Raw genomic sequence first — 16440 nt, forward strand, 5'->3', positions numbered from 1 at the left:
ACACGAGTATCAACACGAGCACACCAAGTACGGTCCTCTTTCGTACAGCACAATGAGTGCCCTCAAATCTAAACTCGAAAATCGTACATATCCGATGGGAACTTGGCTCTCCATCGGTCACCCCCGAGTCGCAGAGGTTTCCGCGACGGACGAAACAGACTTCGTCCTCATCGATACCGAACATACAACGATCGGACTAGAGACTGTAGAAAACATGTCTCGGGCGATTGAGTCAGCCTCCTCGTCCACCGATACACTCGTTCGTGTCCCCTGGAACGACCCTGTTCGGATAAAACGTGTGCTAGATATCGGTGTCGATGGGATTATGGTCCCGATGATCGATACGGTTGCAGAAGCAAGGGACTTCGTCACTGCGATGCGGTATCCGCCAGACGGAATCCGCGGCATCGCATCTGGCCGTGCCGCTGACGAGGGTGAATCCTTCGAAGAGTATGTGAAGAACGCGAATGGCAATCATGTCACTATCGTTCAGATAGAAACCGAACAGGCCGTCGAAAATGCACCATCGATCGCAACCGTCGACGGTGTCGATGCACTCTTCGTCGGACCTGCCGACCTTTCCGCTGCGATCGGACGGTTCGGTCAGTGGGGCTCAGATGAATTCAACGAAATTCTCGAACGAGTGGTCAACGCCGCTCACGAGGCTGGCATTCCAATTGGAACACTCACCGTGAATGCCGAGCATGTGGACCTTCGAATTCAGCAGGGTTTTGATTTTTTGATCGTTGGAAAAGATACCGCCTCACTCACGAATGCGATTTCCGCGGCACGAGCGGAATACGATTCTGTCCTCTCAGAGAGGGCTACACAGTCGCAAGCAGCGAGTAAATTCGAAAGCTAATTTAATTCGTCCGTTGAAGTTCACACGGGTTCATACTGTAATTCGTTGTATAAAGGGGAAAGAACGAGTCTTTTCGAAATTGGTTGTGTCAGATCTCCCGTGGCCACTCTTGCTAACCAGATATACGAGCGGATGGTTACGATTCGTATTGTAATATATCGTTTTGTGAATCAACAACCGATGGATTCTACTCGTTCGGATCTCACGAACTATAGACGAGGCTGTCGGTGTGATTTTTCTCACGATAAAAGGTAGAGTGCGACCAAATTCAGGCATTATAGCTTACTACCTCTACTGATTAGATGCCGAAGAATTCTAGATAGAGGATCCACCCATGTATGATTCGATGGTAATCGATTCGGTATGTCCGAACGAATTTATACAGTTATCACAAAGTGGTTGCTATGTCAAAGAAACCCGAGCCACGAACCGTTCAAGCCGTTCAAACAGCACTGGACATCATCGATTATTTCCAGGAAACGGACCAGGCAGGAGTTACGGAGATCGCGAACGAGCTCGGTCATTCGAAAGGAACGATACACAGCCATCTCACGACACTCAAACAGAACGAGTATCTCGTCTCTAAAGGCGGTGAGTACAGTCTAAGTCTGCGATATATCGACCTTGGTGAAACAGTCAAAGACCGGCTCGGGATTTACAGCGTGATCAGGGACGAACTTGATGATCTTGCGGTCGAGAGTGGAGAACTCGCACAGTTCGCAACCGAAGAACACGGGAAGGCAGTCTACCTCTACAAAGCTCGCGGTGAGAACGCAGTCGAATCAGCATCGACCGTCGGGAGGCGCGAATATCTCCATTGCATCTCACTCGGCAAAGCGATACTCTCTCAGTTCTCCGACGAACAAGTTCACGAAATTCTCGACATGCACGGGATGCATGCGTACACGCAGAAAACCATAACAGATCGGGAGAATTTGTTTGAAGAGTTAGGAGCCATTCGGGAGCGTGGATACGCGATAGACAACGAAGAGAAAATTCGGGGATTGAAGTGTGTCTCTGCGCCAGTATTGGGATCTAGTGATGATGTACTAGGCGCAGTTAGTATTTCAGCGCCCTCTGGTCGGATGACTGGTGAACGGTTTGAAGAAGAACTTCCCCAAATGGTCCAACGGTCCGCCAACGTCATCGAGATCAATAGTAAGTTCTCCTAACTCGTTCGTCTCCTACGAACGTCACCCCGTTCGTTCTAGAAATTCTATTCCGAGTCCTCAAGGATGTTCGTTTCTTGCAAACAAGATCGACCACCGAGTTGTAAGCCGAGTGAAACTGGAGAAGCGGACAAGTGAGGTAAACCAGTTGGATTCTTCAACAAGCCATTACAAAGCTAGCTTTGTAATTACGGGTGAACCTCGTTCGATATGAATTCAGGAGGTCTACCCATTCGGTGTTAAACCTAGGTTGTTGGCCACTGTTAGCGACGAGAGACGTTTTGAAGCGCTCTCAAGGTAGTTCTGCATAACAGCGATGTTCGCCAAAACATACCTTCCTCAGGTGAACAGTGCGTTAGCCGGACGTCCGGCACCCCTCACTTCCGACGTTCTACGAGTTTTTTGTAGGGGTCAACTTGTAGATAAGAAGTTATCACTGTGTAGTCATCATCCAATAAATATTTTGAAGATAAAATAAAATTTTTAAATACTGATAGTTATGATTGAGGTGTAGGATCCGCATCAAGGTAGGGACGTACATCAACAACAGATTTTGTCTCGTGGGCCTCGTAAGCAGCCTCAGTCAGCGCTACAACGATTTGACCAAATGATCCTGGCACCGTTGGTGGGTGCTCACCACGAACTGCTTCGATGAAATCCTTCAATTTATTTGTAAGCAGAGTCTGGAAGTCAGTCTTGCCCTCAACCATTATCTTCTCTGGTGACTTTCCACGTAAAGTAATTGTCAAAGTATCTTGTCCATATGTCAGACGCCCCTTCGTACCCCAAATATTGAGTCCTTCATAGGTATCTGGATCTTCCACCCCATCCGCAGTGACGGTAACGCTAGCCGTCACTGGTCGACCGTTGCGTTTGAGTTGGAGTGATAATGAACTATTTACATCAACGCTTTGATCATCGTAGTCCATCATCGCGGACACAGAAATGGGTGTGGTTCCTGTTGTCCAAAGGAGAGTATCGAGAAGATGGGAACCGGAATCATATAACTGGCCACCTCCCGAAAGGTCCGGGTCAGTTCGCCATGCATTCGGGAATTTTCGAATCCAGTTTTGTCCCATATAACAGGAAACTGTATGAATTTTCCCAAGTTCCTCGTTATCTATTATTTCTTTAATCTTAGAATAGACAGGATGATAATGGCGCTGATAGCCTACAACAAGTACTCTATCTCGTCGTTGAGCAGAAGTGACGAGATTGTGTGCGTCTTCAACATCCGTCACTAGAGGTTTTTCAAGAAAGACATGAAGATCGTTCTCTAAGCAAGCCATCGCCTGTTCGTAATGAAGCGTGTGAGGGGTGACAATATTGACTGCATCGAGTTGCGAGGCATGCTCTTCGAGCATCGTCTCGTAGCAGTCATACGATGACGCGTCAAATCGTTCCTCAAATCGGTCACGACATTCAGTGGAAATATCTGCACCGGCGATGATTTCAACATTGTTCATCGCATTGTAAGTATCTAACTCATACATACAGAGCTGCCCAAGCCCTATCGCAGCAAGTTTGATGCTCATACAGTTTCACCCTCTACGTTCGTAATTGTCGGAAGTTGTGTACTATGGCGCTCACAGTTGAGAAGTGCTTTTCCACTATCCGTAGCAAATACATGGATGCTTTCTTCTGGGATTCTGAGTGATACTCTCGCACCTTCTTTGGCCTCATATTCTCCTGGAACAGCTGCTATCACATCTTGTCCTCCAATAGTGAGATGAAGGAAGTTTTGATCACCCATCGGTTCAACCACTTTGATGGTGCCGACGAACGTATTGAGATCATCATCTTCTACGATTTCGATATCCTCTGGGCGAATCCCAAGCGTGACATGGCGATGGTCTGCAACCGCTTCTCGAATGCGATCTGAAAGAGCGTAACTGACCTCATTTCCGATCAACTCGTTCCCGCTAACCTCAAGTGGGAACAAGTTCATTGATGGTTCACCAATGAAGTTTGCCACGAACAGGTTCTTCGGCTCGTAGTAGCATTCAAGTGGCGTTCCGACCTGTTGTAGCTGACCACCATCCAGAACAGCGATGCGATCACCCATTGTCATCGCTTCCGTTTGATCGTGGGTGACATACACTGTTGTCACTTCCAGTTCCGATTGCAGCTGCTGAATTTCAGTTCGCATCGTCGTTCGGAGTTTGGCATCTAGATTCGAGAGTGGTTCGTCCATCAAAAACACTTCTGGCGCCCGGACGATTGCACGCCCAAGCGCCACTCGCTGTTGTTGTCCACCTGAAAGCTCTTTGGGCTTGTCGTCTAGTAAATTTTCAATGTCGAGCATTTCCGCGGTTTCTTGGACTCGCTTAGTCCGTTCCTCCACTGAAATATTTGTCGTCATCTTTAACCCAAACCCAATATTCTGCCTTGCAGTCATATTTGGATACAGTGCATAGTTCTGAAACACCATTGCGATGTTGCGTTCTTCGGGAGTTTGATCGGTAACGTTTTCACTCCCAAAGTAGATTCGGCCTTCTGTCACGGGTTCAAGTCCCGCCATACAACGAAGGGTAGTTGATTTTCCACACCCTGAAGGGCCAACTAAGACGAGGAATTCTCCATCGGCAAGTTTGATATTTAGGTCGTCTACCGCAGTGATCCCATTATTGTTTGCATCTTGGTACTTCTTTGTCAGGTTATCGATTTCTATTGTCGACATTGTTTTGGTCCAAATGTTTGTTTTTCGTAATTACTATTCGAGCCGATACTACGTGTGCAATTGATATTTTTGAGGCTCATCCCTTAACAGCTCCTTCAACCAAGCCCTTAACGAAATAACGCTGTAATCCAATGAACATAATAAGAAGAGGTAACATCGCGATAACACTGGCTGCAGCGATAACTCTCCAGTCTGTCGAGTATTGACCTTGAAAAGAGAATAAGCCAATAGAGACTGTGTAGAGTTCGGATTCCCCAAGAACAGTAAATGCCATCACGAACTCTGCCCATGAAAAGACAAAGTTGAAGATGGCAACCACTGCAATACCAGGACCCATCGATGGCAAAAGGATGTATATCAGCATTTGTAGCCTGTTACAACCATCGACACGAGCTGCTTCATCGAGTCCAGATGGAATTGTGTCAAAGTAACTCTTTAGAAGCCATATTGAGAATGGCACTTGCAGACCAATATACAACAGGATGAGCCCGATGTGTGTGTCGAGAAGGTTCAATTCCGCCATCATATTATAGAGCGGAATCACGATGACAACCGGTGAAATCATCTGGAACAAGAGAATGATAAAGAGGGTATGTTTTTTCCCTCTGAAATCGAATCGAGAAAATGCATATGCTGCAGGAACTGCAACGACAATGATGCCGATTACCTCTAATACAGCGATTTTCAATGAGTTAAAGATCCAGGTCACCATCGATGAATCTTGAAGCACTTGCCGATACGGTTCGAACGTGACTTGCTGGGGAATGAGTTGCACTGGATAGGTGAGCACCTCACCAGGAAGGCGAATACTCATCGACATAACCCAGAAAACCGGGAACAAAAAGAAAACCATCGCGACAGCGAACACGAGATAGGTGGCCATAGTATAGGTCGAAAGTACGTTAGCAATCGACCGTATTTGGGTTTCTGTACTCATTTTAGAACTCCTCCTCGTCGATAAACAACCGCATATAAATTACCGTCATCACTACGTTTACCGACAGCATCATGACGGCCACTGCAGCGGCTTGTCCCAAATTGAATCTATTGAACCCTTCAAAATACATAAACAGAGCAAGTACTTCGGTTGCATGCCCAGGGCCACCTCCTGTAAGACTCATAATCATGTCGAAAGTGTTGAGAGTATAGATGGTGATCAGGACGAGATTAATGAACACGACCGGCTTTATCTGTGGTAGGGTGACATACCGGAAGCGCTGTAGCGCTCTTGCTCCGTCCACTCTCGCTGCGTCGTATAAATGTTGAGGGACCTGTTGGAGACCGGCATAGAGCATGATCATAGAAAATGCGGTCCCTCGCCATGTATTAGCAGCAATCGTTGAGAGAAGTGCCATCTGTGGGTCTGACAGAAATGAGACGACAGAAAACCCGGATTGTACAAGAAAATAGTTCACTATCCCATAATTCGTCTCGATAAGCATGATTTTCCAGAGGATACCGATTACAATACCTGGGATAACCCAGGCAGATAGCACCGCAATACGAGTCGACACACTTCCATATAGGTGTTTTTTGACACCATAGTCGATCGCGAGAGCAAGTATCATTCCCAATACAATCTGAAGAACGACACTAATAGCAACAAAAATGACCGTCGCCTTTGCCATCGTCCAAAATGACTGTGACAAAATAACTCGCTGAAAGGCTTCTAACCCGACGTATTGGTAGTCGGGGTCGATGAGACTCATATTTGTAAAGCTCATTCGAATCGCCTCGAGAAGTGGATAAAGGCGAAAGGTTAGTAAGAACAGTATTGCCGGGAGAACCCAAGTAATTGGAGTATTTTGTATGGGCTCCAGGCGTCCAGTTATCGCTGCTAATACGTTATGAGCTCGTTCCGGGAGCGGTGTTGTCCGCACTGACATGAATTAGATCATTCTCCAAAAGAGTTTGTAAGCCAGCTATCGTTCGATAATCGCCATAGTCGCGAATATTTTACTGACATTGTTGTGGTTCTTGGCTTTGATTTAGCTGTTATATTGTGAGTTGACGTTGCTGATCATCGTGTCCACTGCCTTTTCGGGAGATGCCTGTCCAGTTATGACCTTCCCTGCAGCGGTCTGCCATTCCGAAGAAATAGTGAGATAGATCGGGTACCCTGGACGGGCGCGACCGTTTTTGAGTAGTTTTTTATATACTTGCATATACGGATCTTCAGAGAAGTATTTCGTTCCCTCATAGACCGATTTTCGAGTCGGTAAGGTGCCCGATGCCTTACAGTACGACGCCATATTCTCTCTTTTTGCATACATACCGACAAAATCTGTAGCGGCTTTTCGCTTTTGTTTATTGGAAGTGAACACTCCTTCAGTCCATCCACCCGTTCCCGTAGAAGCTATATCTGCTTTCATCTGAGGGATTTTCGCAACCTTCCAATTTTTCCATGTTTCTTCATCAGCTTTCTGTTTCATCGTCGATATCTGCCAATTTCCCCCAAGGAACATTGCGGTCTCCCCGTTCAGGGCCGCTTGTTCAAGTAGGGCATAGTCATTGATATTAGCAATGCGTTTTGGGGTCACTCCTGAGTCGATCGTGCGCTTGAAAAACTGGAAAACATTGAGAAGGGCTTTCTTGTTCTTGCCATCGTCCAGAACTGGTTTTCCTTTATCATTTACTAAGTCGCCCCCCTGTGCCCAAAACATTGCTAAATTATCGAATGTAGTAGCCTCCCATTTTCCTCCGTTATACATGTATCCGCTCATATTTTCCTGTTTTTTGATAGTTTCTCCGACTTGGATAAGCTCATCCCAAGTCTTAGGTGGCTTTCCGTCGTTGTATTTATCCATCAAATCTTGTCGATAGTATAATGCTCGGCAATCGGTACTCTTCCAAACAGTTTTCCACTCTCCTTCCTGAACCGCTACGTCTTTAATAAACGGATACCAGTCATCGGGGTTTTTAATTACATCGCTTACTGGCTGCAAATCTTTATAGAAATTAGGAACCCAGAAAGAATCTACTTGCGACATTGACGGTGCACTTCCCCTTGCAACGACTTGGAGTAGCTTAGTTTTCATTTGTTCAAGATTTGTCTGATACTCTATCTGTATGCCTGCATCTGAGTGCTTTTTTGCCCATGTCTGAAAGAACTTTTCGACAGTTTTTGCTACGTTTTTATTTTCTGTGGTAGTGTGGGATTGATCGGGAAGCATCCAGTAGGTAAGCGACGGGTTACCGTCACCTGCTCCAATTTGATCCTTTGCCACTATCTTTCCTGATGATCCATCAGATCCATTATTACCGAGACAACCTGCGAGAGCACTTAGACCGGCACTCATTCCCGCAGTGGTACTTAATTTTAGTACAGTTCGACGCGTGAAATCATAGTGTGTGTCTTGTTTTCGCATGGCGTGAAGCTAGTATCCAAATCTACACTGTTCTATTTTAATCTTTGCCCATAGTGATAACTTCTATAGCGAGTATTTATTTTAGTAGTTTATAATTTAATTCTTTGAATTTATCATAATAATAGATTTATTTACCGAATTAGTACTCCTTCGTTGCAGTTTCTAGACGATGTTCATTCCTGTCGAAAGCGGTCTCACTATTTGTTAACTATTCAGTCATCCCCTGCTAACAAAAAGATATGTAGGAAACACCGGTGATGAGCCCAATCATGAATTAGTACTTAATGATCAGCTGGACGGGGTCGGCCGCGCAACGGTGCTGTCAGGCGCATCCATGGTATTGACCCTTACCAGTGGAATCGGTGCGGCCGTCTTCGGCCCCGTAGCTGAGGCGATGGGGCCACTGTCGTTCTTGTCGCAAGCCAGTATCGCTATTGTCTCTGTCGCGGTGCTTGTTTGGGCCGTTACGTCACCAGTACGGACTCCCGAAGAGAATGATACAAGTCTCGTAATAAGGCTTACTGCTGAGAAGTAAATGGAATTTGACAATTCATGCATTGAGAACAGTAGTCTCAACTTCCTTGGACCGACTGAGAATCTTGTTGTGAGTTTCCTTGACTAAACAGTGTGCCCTGGAAGTGACATACCCACGAACATCGTCGTCAAAGCGATTGCACCACGCTCGAGAGATAACAGACTCGTTTGGAGTTTGGTCGAGACCGAACACATTTGCGAGTTCCGGATGACGTGATAGAGCCCGATAACTGTCGCCGGTGACCTCCAGGTAGAGGAAGAGTTTGAGCATACCGTGAAACGAGTACGGCGCAGGATGCCACGCTGGATAGCCGTCTACGAGCGTCTCGGTTTGAAGCTCAAGATCGATGAGTGCAGTACAGAGGTCCGTTCTCTCACGGAGGTGCTTACGGAATTCAAATGCTGCGACAAATGCGTCGGTTATTCATCGGCCACGTTGTTCCATCGGCTCGTCTTATTTAAAAACAATTGACAGTACAAAATCTCGGGCTTTCGATTCACACCTTGTACTCGACACAGTCCTAACTGGCGTGCCTTTTCCGGTTCTCAATGCTTGACGCCTATTTTGTCGAACAGTCAGTGGCCACAATACGCTCGATACCTGACTTCGATTGATTGAAATCGCTTGCTTAGGCAGTACTACGTATGACCGACGAGGACACTCATAGTCACGTAGTTCCTGGGAGCGATGAAGAGCTAAGTACCCCAGATGTCCGAGGCTACGATTTCCGTGGTTCGTTCGATTTCGACGATTTACTCCAGTCGTACGCGACAACCGGATTCCAGGCGACACAACTCGCAGAAGCGATTGACATTGCCGAACAGATGCAAGCTGCGGACGCGACCGTCTATCTGACGTTCACTTCGAACATCGTCTCTTCGGGGCTTAGAGAGGTCGTCGCCTACCTCGTCCGTGAGGGATTCGTTGATGTACTCATTACGACATCGGGATCGCTGACCGAAGACGTAATCAAGACGGCGAAGCCGTTCAAGATGGGCAAGTGGAATGCGGACGAGGGAGCCCTTCGAGAGCGAGGTATCAACCGTCTCGGAAATATCTTCGTTCCGTCAGACCGCTACGTTTGGTTAGAAGAGTACCTCTACGAATTCTTCGATGACTTCTTCGCGGAAGAAAAGATTCGGACGCCGACGGCCTTCGCCCGTGAGTTAGGGGCGACGCTCGACGACGAAGATTCGGTGTTAAAGCAAGCCGCAGACAACAACGTTCCCGTCTACTGTCCGGCATTGACCGATGCCGAAGTGGGGAACTTCCTATACTACTACCGGCAGGGGTACGATGCAGAGGTAGGAATTGAGATCCTTGACGACTACGATTCGCTCATCCAAGACGGTCTGCTTGCCGACGAGACGGGGCTGATAGCAGTGGGTGGTGGAGTGCCGAAGCACCACGCCATCATGACGAATCTATTCAGGGGCGGTGCGGATTACGTCGTCTACATCTCTACCGGCGTCGAGGGCGACGGGTCGCTCTCTGGTGCCCCGCCGAACGAGGCGGTTTCGTGGGGGAAAATAAAGAACCACGAAACGAATTATACTCAAATCGAGGCGGAAGCAACGCTCGTGCTTCCATTACTAGTTGCGAGTGCGTTTAAACAGGAGTGACCAGAGCACTTTAGACCAACATCAAGCAAGCTCTACTGAGCGGCTAGTTAATACACACCTACGCCGTAAACAAGACACGCATCAAAACCATACTCCGAGATTGTGAAAGATGAGACTACAGCCAGTATAGCGGGGCTGGAATGCGTGGTTTCGGTCGAATCGGCGAACGGATTCGCTCTCCGCAGCATCGAGAACGGACGATCGTTGTCAGTAGATTAACTATTCTGCCATTCACTCGCGGTTTGGCCAGCGCTGCCGCTCTCGACCGGGAGGCGGTCGGCCTGTTTCTTGGCGTTATCCGATACCTATCGCCTTTTTCAGCAGTGTGAGCGTGTTGTCGGCCGTCACTAGCGGCGAGCGGTCGTACTCACCAGTCAATTCGACCTGGAGTGTCGGTTCTGTATAACGATCGTGAGGTTGGAAATTAAAGTACGTGAGCGGGTAGTGACACACAAACTCGTCAACAGAGTCATGAGCGTCGTGGCCGAACCAACTAGCTGCAACCGTTCGAATGTCTTCTTCGAGTCCACCGAGTGAACTCTGGTCGTATAATGGCGTCGAGTTATAGGCGGTCCATTCAAAGTAAAAGTCTATACAATGATTCGAAAGACAACGCGTCGCGAAGCTTGCGTCGATGACACTGCAGGGAGGTGAACACTGTGTTCTCAAGAACATCCCTAATTAGTAGATGCTGGAACCCCATATCTCTGCGAGGGCAGAGGCTGTGCATCACGTGATTCCCCGGTATCCCTATGAGAGAACGTCTCTAAGAGAGAGATATGAGTGACCAGTTCGTCCAGCATATCGAGCCTGAGGAGGCGTTTGCTGCTCTCTCCGACGAGACACGCCTCAAAATCCTACAGGTGCTCTGGAAATCCGATATTCAAACGATACCCTTTTCGGAGTTGCGGCGGACCGTCGGAATGCGCGACCCTGGCCAATTCAACTACCATCTGGACAAACTCATAGGGCAATTCGTCATCAAGACCGATGGAGGATATCGGCTGACACAAGCGGGCAAGCACGTGAACGGGGCGATCGCGTCGGGAATGTACACAGCGGACGGGACTCTCGATCCGATCGTGTTGAATCACTCGTGCCAAAATAGTGGTGACCCTCTAATGCTACGGTATGAAAATGAAACCGTCCGCATCGGGTGTGATTCTTGTTCACCTTGTCCAGCCGGTTGGGAGGCTCCTATTCCGCCTTCTGTGTTTGCCGGGTATGACCGGAATGAGATTCCTGAAACTGTGAGTCAGTATTTCCGGACAAAAGTGCAACAAGTCACCAACGGCTTCTGCCCATTCTGTAATGGGCACATGAAGCCGACCGTAGAACTGGTTGATACGATGGATGGAGATCAATCATCAGAAATTAAGTTTGAAAACTCGAATAACCAGTCTCTCGATCCAGTAGTTCTGTTTGATTGCCAACATTGTAGCACCGAGTCGCAAGTTGCATTATACCATGCACTCTTACTCGCTGAGCCTGGTGTTGCCAGTTTTCACTACGAGAATGGAATTGTCGTTCAGGAGCGATTTATCTGGGAGCTATCTGAACTCAGTCCCGTTAAGATAGATATCGAAAGCCGAAATCCGATCCAATTGGATGTAACGTACCGAGCTGGTGACTCCACTCTTAGCGTAGTCGTTGACGAAGCGTTCGACATCATCGAGATAGACACGTAACTTAATGGTGTTCGCGTTATCTACCGGTCAAAAGGTTTTCTCAGTACAGAATCTGATCTCTGGGATTCTCTTCGCACGTATTGGAGAAACGGCTCCGTTGGTCGTCATATGGACTCTCCGTGATTTGATGGAAAACACGCGAAACTGGTATGAGTTGATTCTCTTCATGGGACCGAAGTTGATTGAATTGCCAATTGAAATATAGAACAAGACTTCTGTACAATTCGTAACAGAAATATAATTCTAATTATATTTATAGGCTCAACGTTCGATTGATCAGAATATGCGTGAAGCCTTTCGAAATCGGACGTTTCGTCGGTTGTTTACAGGTCGTGTAATAACCAATGTTGGTGATAGCTTCTATCTTGTCGCCGCGATGTGGCTTGTCTACAGTTTGACGAATGATCCGGTCTACACAGGAATCGCCGGTTTCGTGACAATGATCCCACAAGTATTTCAGTTCCTTGCAGGACCACTGGTTGATCGGTGGTCAATTCGCCGAACGCTTGTCGGCACACAGCTCATTCAGGCGGTTGTCGTCTCGATTATTCCGATAGCCCATGTTTTTGGATTCCTTACCGTTGAGATAGTGCTCATCGTAATGCCTGTCCTTTCGGCACTCAACCAGTTAGTGTATCCGGCGCAGAGTACCGCACTCCCACGAATCCTTGATAGAGAAGAACTGGTCGCGGCCAATTCAGCGTTTTCGGTCGCCTACCAAGGGTTCGACATGGTAGCGAATGGGGTTGGTGGTGTCTTTATTAGTTTTTTCAGCGTGATTGCATTGTTTGTCCTTGACGCCATTACGTTCGGAATTGCTGCGATCGTATTTGCAACTGTCTCAATCCCATCTGCAAATACAGTACCGGATGACAACCAGTCCGGAGAACCCTCGACGTTATCAGGCGACGAGAGGCAAGCTAAGGATAGCGGAAATTCAATAGCCACAGACGGTGACGGATCATACACGGGAGCGGAAGACTCCGATTCCTATTTGACGCGTATGCGCGAAGGAGTGGGCGTTCTTCGTGGGACGCCTCTTGTACCGCTACTTGCCGGAGCAGTAATTGCCAACTTTTCTGTTGGGATGATGCTGGCAGCGACACCTGCGTACGCTGACTCCCTTGTCGTTCCAGAAGTGATGAGCCAAATCGGTGCAGCTGGTGTGTATGGGATCCTCATGGGGTCAATCGCAGCCGGCGGCTTCATCGGAGCCCTCGCCTCAAACATCGTTGCGACGCGTCCATTGGGATGGAGCATGATCGCCGGATACACGATTGCAGGGCTCCTTTGGAGTGGTGCACTCCTCGTGAACTGGCTCCCCTTGACGGGGCTGCTCTTTGCGCTGACTAACATTCCGATCGGGATCGTTTCTGTATATGTCGCCACAGTGTTTCAAGCCGCACCGCCAGCAGAGAAGGTTGGACGGGTGAGTAGTATTTACGGATCGGCATCAGCATCCATGGTTCCGATTGGTTCATTAGCTGGAGGAGTGTTCGCTGGCTGGGTCAGTCCTAGAGCTGCGATGGCCGCACTCGGGGTCGCAGCGATCGCATTGGCGTTGTATGTAATTCTGAATCCAGAGCTTCGTGAGTTACCATCTCCTGATCGTGTAACAATCGAGTAATACACGAAACGGATGTGATAGCTGCTTCGTCGGAAAATGAGGAGGGTGAGAGTCTATGCATTGAGCGCACCGGTCTCAACTTCTGCTGATACCTGGAGGGTCATCTCCAGTCGTTTCGATCGCGACTATTCCCGCCCGATTGAACGCATCTGTTTCGGCAATTCGATATAACAATCGGCCAATTGCCTCACGATACATTTGATCGCATTGATTGCGTCAAGCACTGTTGCGGTGATAGAATTTGAGAAACACGAGCCAGCGGGCCGTTCACAAGCGCAGTTTATTCTGCTCGTCGTATGCTCTGAGGTTTCCTTCCGCGAGCTCGACGGTACGCTCGATTCGCTTCGATTTCGTTTCGGCGGTCTTCGCCTCCTCCACGAGCACAATGAACGCGTGCTGGTCGGTGTTTGAGAAGATCTGGAAGTTTTGCCACGCCGTCCCGTTCTCTTTTAACGCTGCCTCGAGTTCAGCTGGTATCTCGTGGTCGTCAGCTAGTCGGTAGGCCCCCTCCCACTCACCCGACCTCTTCGCTGCCTCGATGAGTTCCATCCCAGCCGGTCTCATCTTCCCCGCTTCGATCATTGCCCGAGCACGCTCCGTATTTTTCTTTGACCACTTACTTCCGGGCTTTCGAGGCGTGAACCGGCGTTTGTATCGATTGTCGTCGATGCCGTTGACGAGACCGTCAATCCACCCGAAACAGAGCGCTTCCTCTACCGACTCATCGTACCCGATTCCCGTTTTCTCTGCGTCAGCCTTGTAATATCCGATCCAGAGTTCCTCGACCGTGTCGTGATGTTCGTTCAGCCAATCGCGGAATGCCTCGCGTGACTCAAAGAAGATCGGATCTTCATTCATGCTGAGACACGCTCCTCAATCGCGGTCACGACATCCCAGGTCCGTCGCGTCGCCGTCATTCCGAGCGTCTTTCCAACGTCGGTAAACCGACCGTTCCCCAACGCCTCCTTATCGAGTTCGCTGTACACCTCCCGTCCCCGTATCTCGAATTGCTCGGCATCGCTCTCAGCAGCGAGCAAGGCGTCGAGTTGTTCGTTCGTCGGTTCCTCGTCGAGAAACGTCACGTAGTGTTTGATACCCTTTGTTCCAGAAATGTCGAAGGGCTGTCCGGCCACGATCTCCGAAAGCTCGGCCTGTGTTCTAATCATGACCGTAATGTCGTAGCCGAATTCGTCCTCAATCGCGTCGTGAATCGTCGCGCGGAGCTCAGTTTCCTCGCCGTCCGCAGACTCGAATATTACGTTCCCGCTCTGGATGTATGTCTCGACGTCATCGAACCCCAAAGATTCGACGAGCGCCCACAGGTCATTCATCTTCATTCGGTTGTGTGCGCCGACGTTGATTCCACGTAGGAACGCTATGTAGGTTGCCATGGATTCTCGTTCGCTAGAGTTACCCTTATACATTCGTTTGAAACGACCACCAGCTCACCTAGAGCACTCTGACCCGATGCCCCACGCAGCCGCCAGAGGCAAAATTGTTGTTCTCACCGGTGCACACCCACCAACCAAGATTACACTGTCGTAATTAACGACCGAAACTGAACCGTAATCACGCCAGTGCTGTTCTACCACTTTTTCCCACCATTCAATCGCGGTGGGAAAAGTGGGAGTGATTACACCCCACCGTAGCCGACCGTTCGTTCCGCATCGGAGGAGGACGCAATTTGCTGCCTCCTTGTTATCTGTGGAGGAGTACTCTGGAAACGCTTCGGAGCAAGATTACGCCCCGCGTTCGAGGGATAATTTCGAAAGTGTAATTATCGCTTTTCGTCATCACTTTGTTCGAGCATAGCCCGTGATTGTTCGGCAGCGAACTCACGAAACTCGTCTGCATGAGTGACCAGCCGGGCAGCCTGTTCGCCCCATTCGCCGGGTTGAAGCAGACGAGGCTATCTGGGTGCCCCACTCGTTTGACCCGCTAACGGCGCCGTCTCGTCGGGTGTGACGCGCCAACATTTTCATCGACCGCTGTACCGTGTTTGTGTTCGGATCGCGTATCCTTGCGCGGTGTTTTAACCGACGACGGCACGTCGACGAATCGAGTTCCAGTTTCCCGCCCTTCGTCTACTGTGCTGATTCGATGAACTCGCGCCAAAGGATAATGAGTCGACAAGGGAGACAGTACTTCTAGATGAACGCGTAGCGAGATTCGAGCAACTACTGGATGGAAATTCCGAGTTGGCACTCACGGAGATGACAGCCGTGGTCTGTAGGGTCCATATAGCATCATCCCGTGTATATCACACCATTCTTGATCAACTACACAGCACGATTGCTGAAATAGCTGATATTCTCGACCGTGATCAGAGTACGATTGGGAAGCAACTACAACCGCTATACGAACAGGACTTAGCCACTCGATATCCGCGCACTGTCACTAATGGTGGTGTCAAATACTTACACGTCGCTCAACCGCTCATAGAAACCATAGAGTGGCTACAACAGGAACTGGACATATGGACGGACTCCGTTATGTTACAACTATCGCGAATTTGCGCGGACTAGCATCTCTTCGGATGTCCAGTCTCTGCGTTATCACTATACTTCCAAGATGAGTTTTAATACGACGCTGTTTGCGATGTTTGAAGTTCGTGCGATGTTTACGATTCGTACAAATCTATGAGTTTGGTGGAATAGCAGTATTCCTCATCTGACCCAATGCCAGAAGAAGTTGTATTGAAGCTCGTTCGACGTGTGCGATTCGTACGAATTGTTCGATTCGTGCGATTCGTAGAGTTCGCGCGCGACAATTAGAGAATTCGGATAGTTAACTCGAGTAACGGTAGCTTCGAGGTTTGCGAACTTCAAGAATCTCAGGATGTTTGCGATTCGTTCGAACCGTAGAGTTCGCTTGATCAGCTTTGTTTCT

12 protein-coding genes are annotated in these 16440 nt (G+C 48.6%); 5 read left to right on the forward strand and 7 right to left on the reverse strand.

Features of this window, described 5'->3' with window-relative positions; translation table 11 throughout:
* Positions 1–94: 94 nt before the first annotated feature.
* Complete coding sequence (locus tag OOF89_RS24455) at positions 95–862, forward strand: HpcH/HpaI aldolase family protein (protein ID WP_266083168.1); 768 nt, start codon at positions 95–97, stop codon at positions 860–862.
* Between the two features lie 404 nt (positions 863–1266).
* Positions 1267–2034: an IclR family transcriptional regulator gene (locus OOF89_RS24460; RefSeq protein ID WP_266083170.1), complete on the forward strand. Its 768-nt coding sequence runs from the start codon at positions 1267–1269 to the stop codon at positions 2032–2034.
* Positions 2035–2528: 494 nt separating this feature from the next.
* On the opposite strand, the gene OOF89_RS24465 is transcribed toward OOF89_RS24460, so the two are convergent.
* From OOF89_RS24465 to OOF89_RS24485, 5 genes are all read right to left on the reverse strand, one after another.
* Entirely contained in the window at positions 2529–3566 is a 1038-nt protein-coding gene (locus OOF89_RS24465) for a Gfo/Idh/MocA family protein (protein ID WP_266083172.1), read from the reverse strand.
* Positions 3563–4711 carry an ABC transporter ATP-binding protein gene (locus OOF89_RS24470; RefSeq protein ID WP_266083174.1) on the reverse strand — a complete coding sequence of 383 codons (1149 nt, stop codon included), beginning with the start codon at positions 4709–4711 and terminating at the stop codon, positions 3563–3565. The genes OOF89_RS24465 and OOF89_RS24470 overlap by 4 nt, the downstream gene beginning before the upstream one ends.
* Before the next feature lie 76 nt (positions 4712–4787).
* Positions 4788–5648 carry a carbohydrate ABC transporter permease gene (locus OOF89_RS24475; protein ID WP_266083176.1) on the reverse strand — a complete coding sequence of 287 codons (861 nt, stop codon included), beginning with the start codon at positions 5646–5648 and terminating at the stop codon, positions 4788–4790.
* A 1-nt stretch (position 5649) separates the two neighbouring features.
* Positions 5650–6435 (reverse strand): carbohydrate ABC transporter permease, encoded by a 786-nt coding sequence (locus OOF89_RS24480; RefSeq protein ID WP_266083178.1) that lies wholly within the window; start codon positions 6433–6435, stop codon positions 5650–5652.
* Positions 6436–6699: 264 nt separating this feature from the next.
* Entirely contained in the window at positions 6700–8079 is a 1380-nt protein-coding gene (locus OOF89_RS24485) for an extracellular solute-binding protein (RefSeq protein WP_266083180.1), read from the reverse strand.
* A gap of 1179 nt (positions 8080–9258) precedes the next feature.
* On the opposite strand from OOF89_RS24485, the gene OOF89_RS24490 reads away from it, so the two are divergent.
* The 3 genes from OOF89_RS24490 (at position 9259) to OOF89_RS24505 (ending at position 13551) form a co-directional block, all read left to right on the forward strand.
* The gene (locus OOF89_RS24490; protein WP_266083182.1) at positions 9259–10236 is read left to right on the forward strand and encodes a deoxyhypusine synthase; all 978 of its coding nucleotides are present in this window, start codon (positions 9259–9261) and stop codon (positions 10234–10236) included.
* A 779-nt stretch (positions 10237–11015) separates the two neighbouring features.
* Entirely contained in the window at positions 11016–11924 is a 909-nt protein-coding gene (locus OOF89_RS24500; protein ID WP_266083184.1) for a winged helix-turn-helix domain-containing protein, read from the forward strand.
* 283 nt (positions 11925–12207) lie between these two features.
* A complete protein-coding gene (locus OOF89_RS24505) occupies positions 12208–13551 on the forward strand; it encodes an MFS transporter (RefSeq protein ID WP_266083186.1) in 1344 nt (447 codons plus the stop codon).
* Between the two features lie 267 nt (positions 13552–13818).
* On the opposite strand, the gene OOF89_RS24510 is transcribed toward OOF89_RS24505, so the two are convergent.
* On the reverse strand, positions 13819–14409 hold the full coding sequence (locus OOF89_RS24510) for a YdeI/OmpD-associated family protein (protein WP_266083188.1): 591 nt from the start codon (positions 14407–14409) through the stop codon (positions 13819–13821).
* Positions 14406–14942 carry a DUF1697 domain-containing protein gene (locus tag OOF89_RS24515; protein WP_266083190.1) on the reverse strand — a complete coding sequence of 179 codons (537 nt, stop codon included), beginning with the start codon at positions 14940–14942 and terminating at the stop codon, positions 14406–14408. Before OOF89_RS24515 ends, OOF89_RS24510 begins: the two co-directional genes overlap by 4 nt.
* Between the last annotated feature and the right edge of the window lie 1498 nt (positions 14943–16440).

It is taken from the genome of Haladaptatus caseinilyticus (genome assembly GCF_026248685.1).
GTDB classification, from domain to species: domain Archaea; phylum Halobacteriota; class Halobacteria; order Halobacteriales; family Haladaptataceae; genus Haladaptatus; species Haladaptatus caseinilyticus.

Coding starts and splice junctions, on each gene's coding strand:
- OOF89_RS24455 (WP_266083168.1), top strand. CDS start 95: ATGGGAACTTGGCTCTCCATCGGTCACCCCCGAGTCGCAGAGGTTTCC.
- OOF89_RS24460 (WP_266083170.1), top strand. CDS start 1,267: ATGTCAAAGAAACCCGAGCCACGAACCGTTCAAGCCGTTCAAACAGCA.
- OOF89_RS24465 (WP_266083172.1), bottom strand. CDS start 3,566: ATGAGCATCAAACTTGCTGCGATAGGGCTTGGGCAGCTCTGTATGTAT.
- OOF89_RS24470 (WP_266083174.1), bottom strand. CDS start 4,711: ATGTCGACAATAGAAATCGATAACCTGACAAAGAAGTACCAAGATGCA.
- OOF89_RS24475 (WP_266083176.1), bottom strand. CDS start 5,648: ATGAGTACAGAAACCCAAATACGGTCGATTGCTAACGTACTTTCGACC.
- OOF89_RS24480 (WP_266083178.1), bottom strand. CDS start 6,435: ATGAGCTTTACAAATATGAGTCTCATCGACCCCGACTACCAATACGTC.
- OOF89_RS24485 (WP_266083180.1), bottom strand. CDS start 8,079: ATGCGAAAACAAGACACACACTATGATTTCACGCGTCGAACTGTACTA.
- OOF89_RS24490 (WP_266083182.1), top strand. CDS start 9,259: ATGACCGACGAGGACACTCATAGTCACGTAGTTCCTGGGAGCGATGAA.
- OOF89_RS24500 (WP_266083184.1), top strand. CDS start 11,016: ATGAGTGACCAGTTCGTCCAGCATATCGAGCCTGAGGAGGCGTTTGCT.
- OOF89_RS24505 (WP_266083186.1), top strand. CDS start 12,208: ATGCGTGAAGCCTTTCGAAATCGGACGTTTCGTCGGTTGTTTACAGGT.
- OOF89_RS24510 (WP_266083188.1), bottom strand. CDS start 14,409: ATGAATGAAGATCCGATCTTCTTTGAGTCACGCGAGGCATTCCGCGAT.
- OOF89_RS24515 (WP_266083190.1), bottom strand. CDS start 14,942: ATGGCAACCTACATAGCGTTCCTACGTGGAATCAACGTCGGCGCACAC.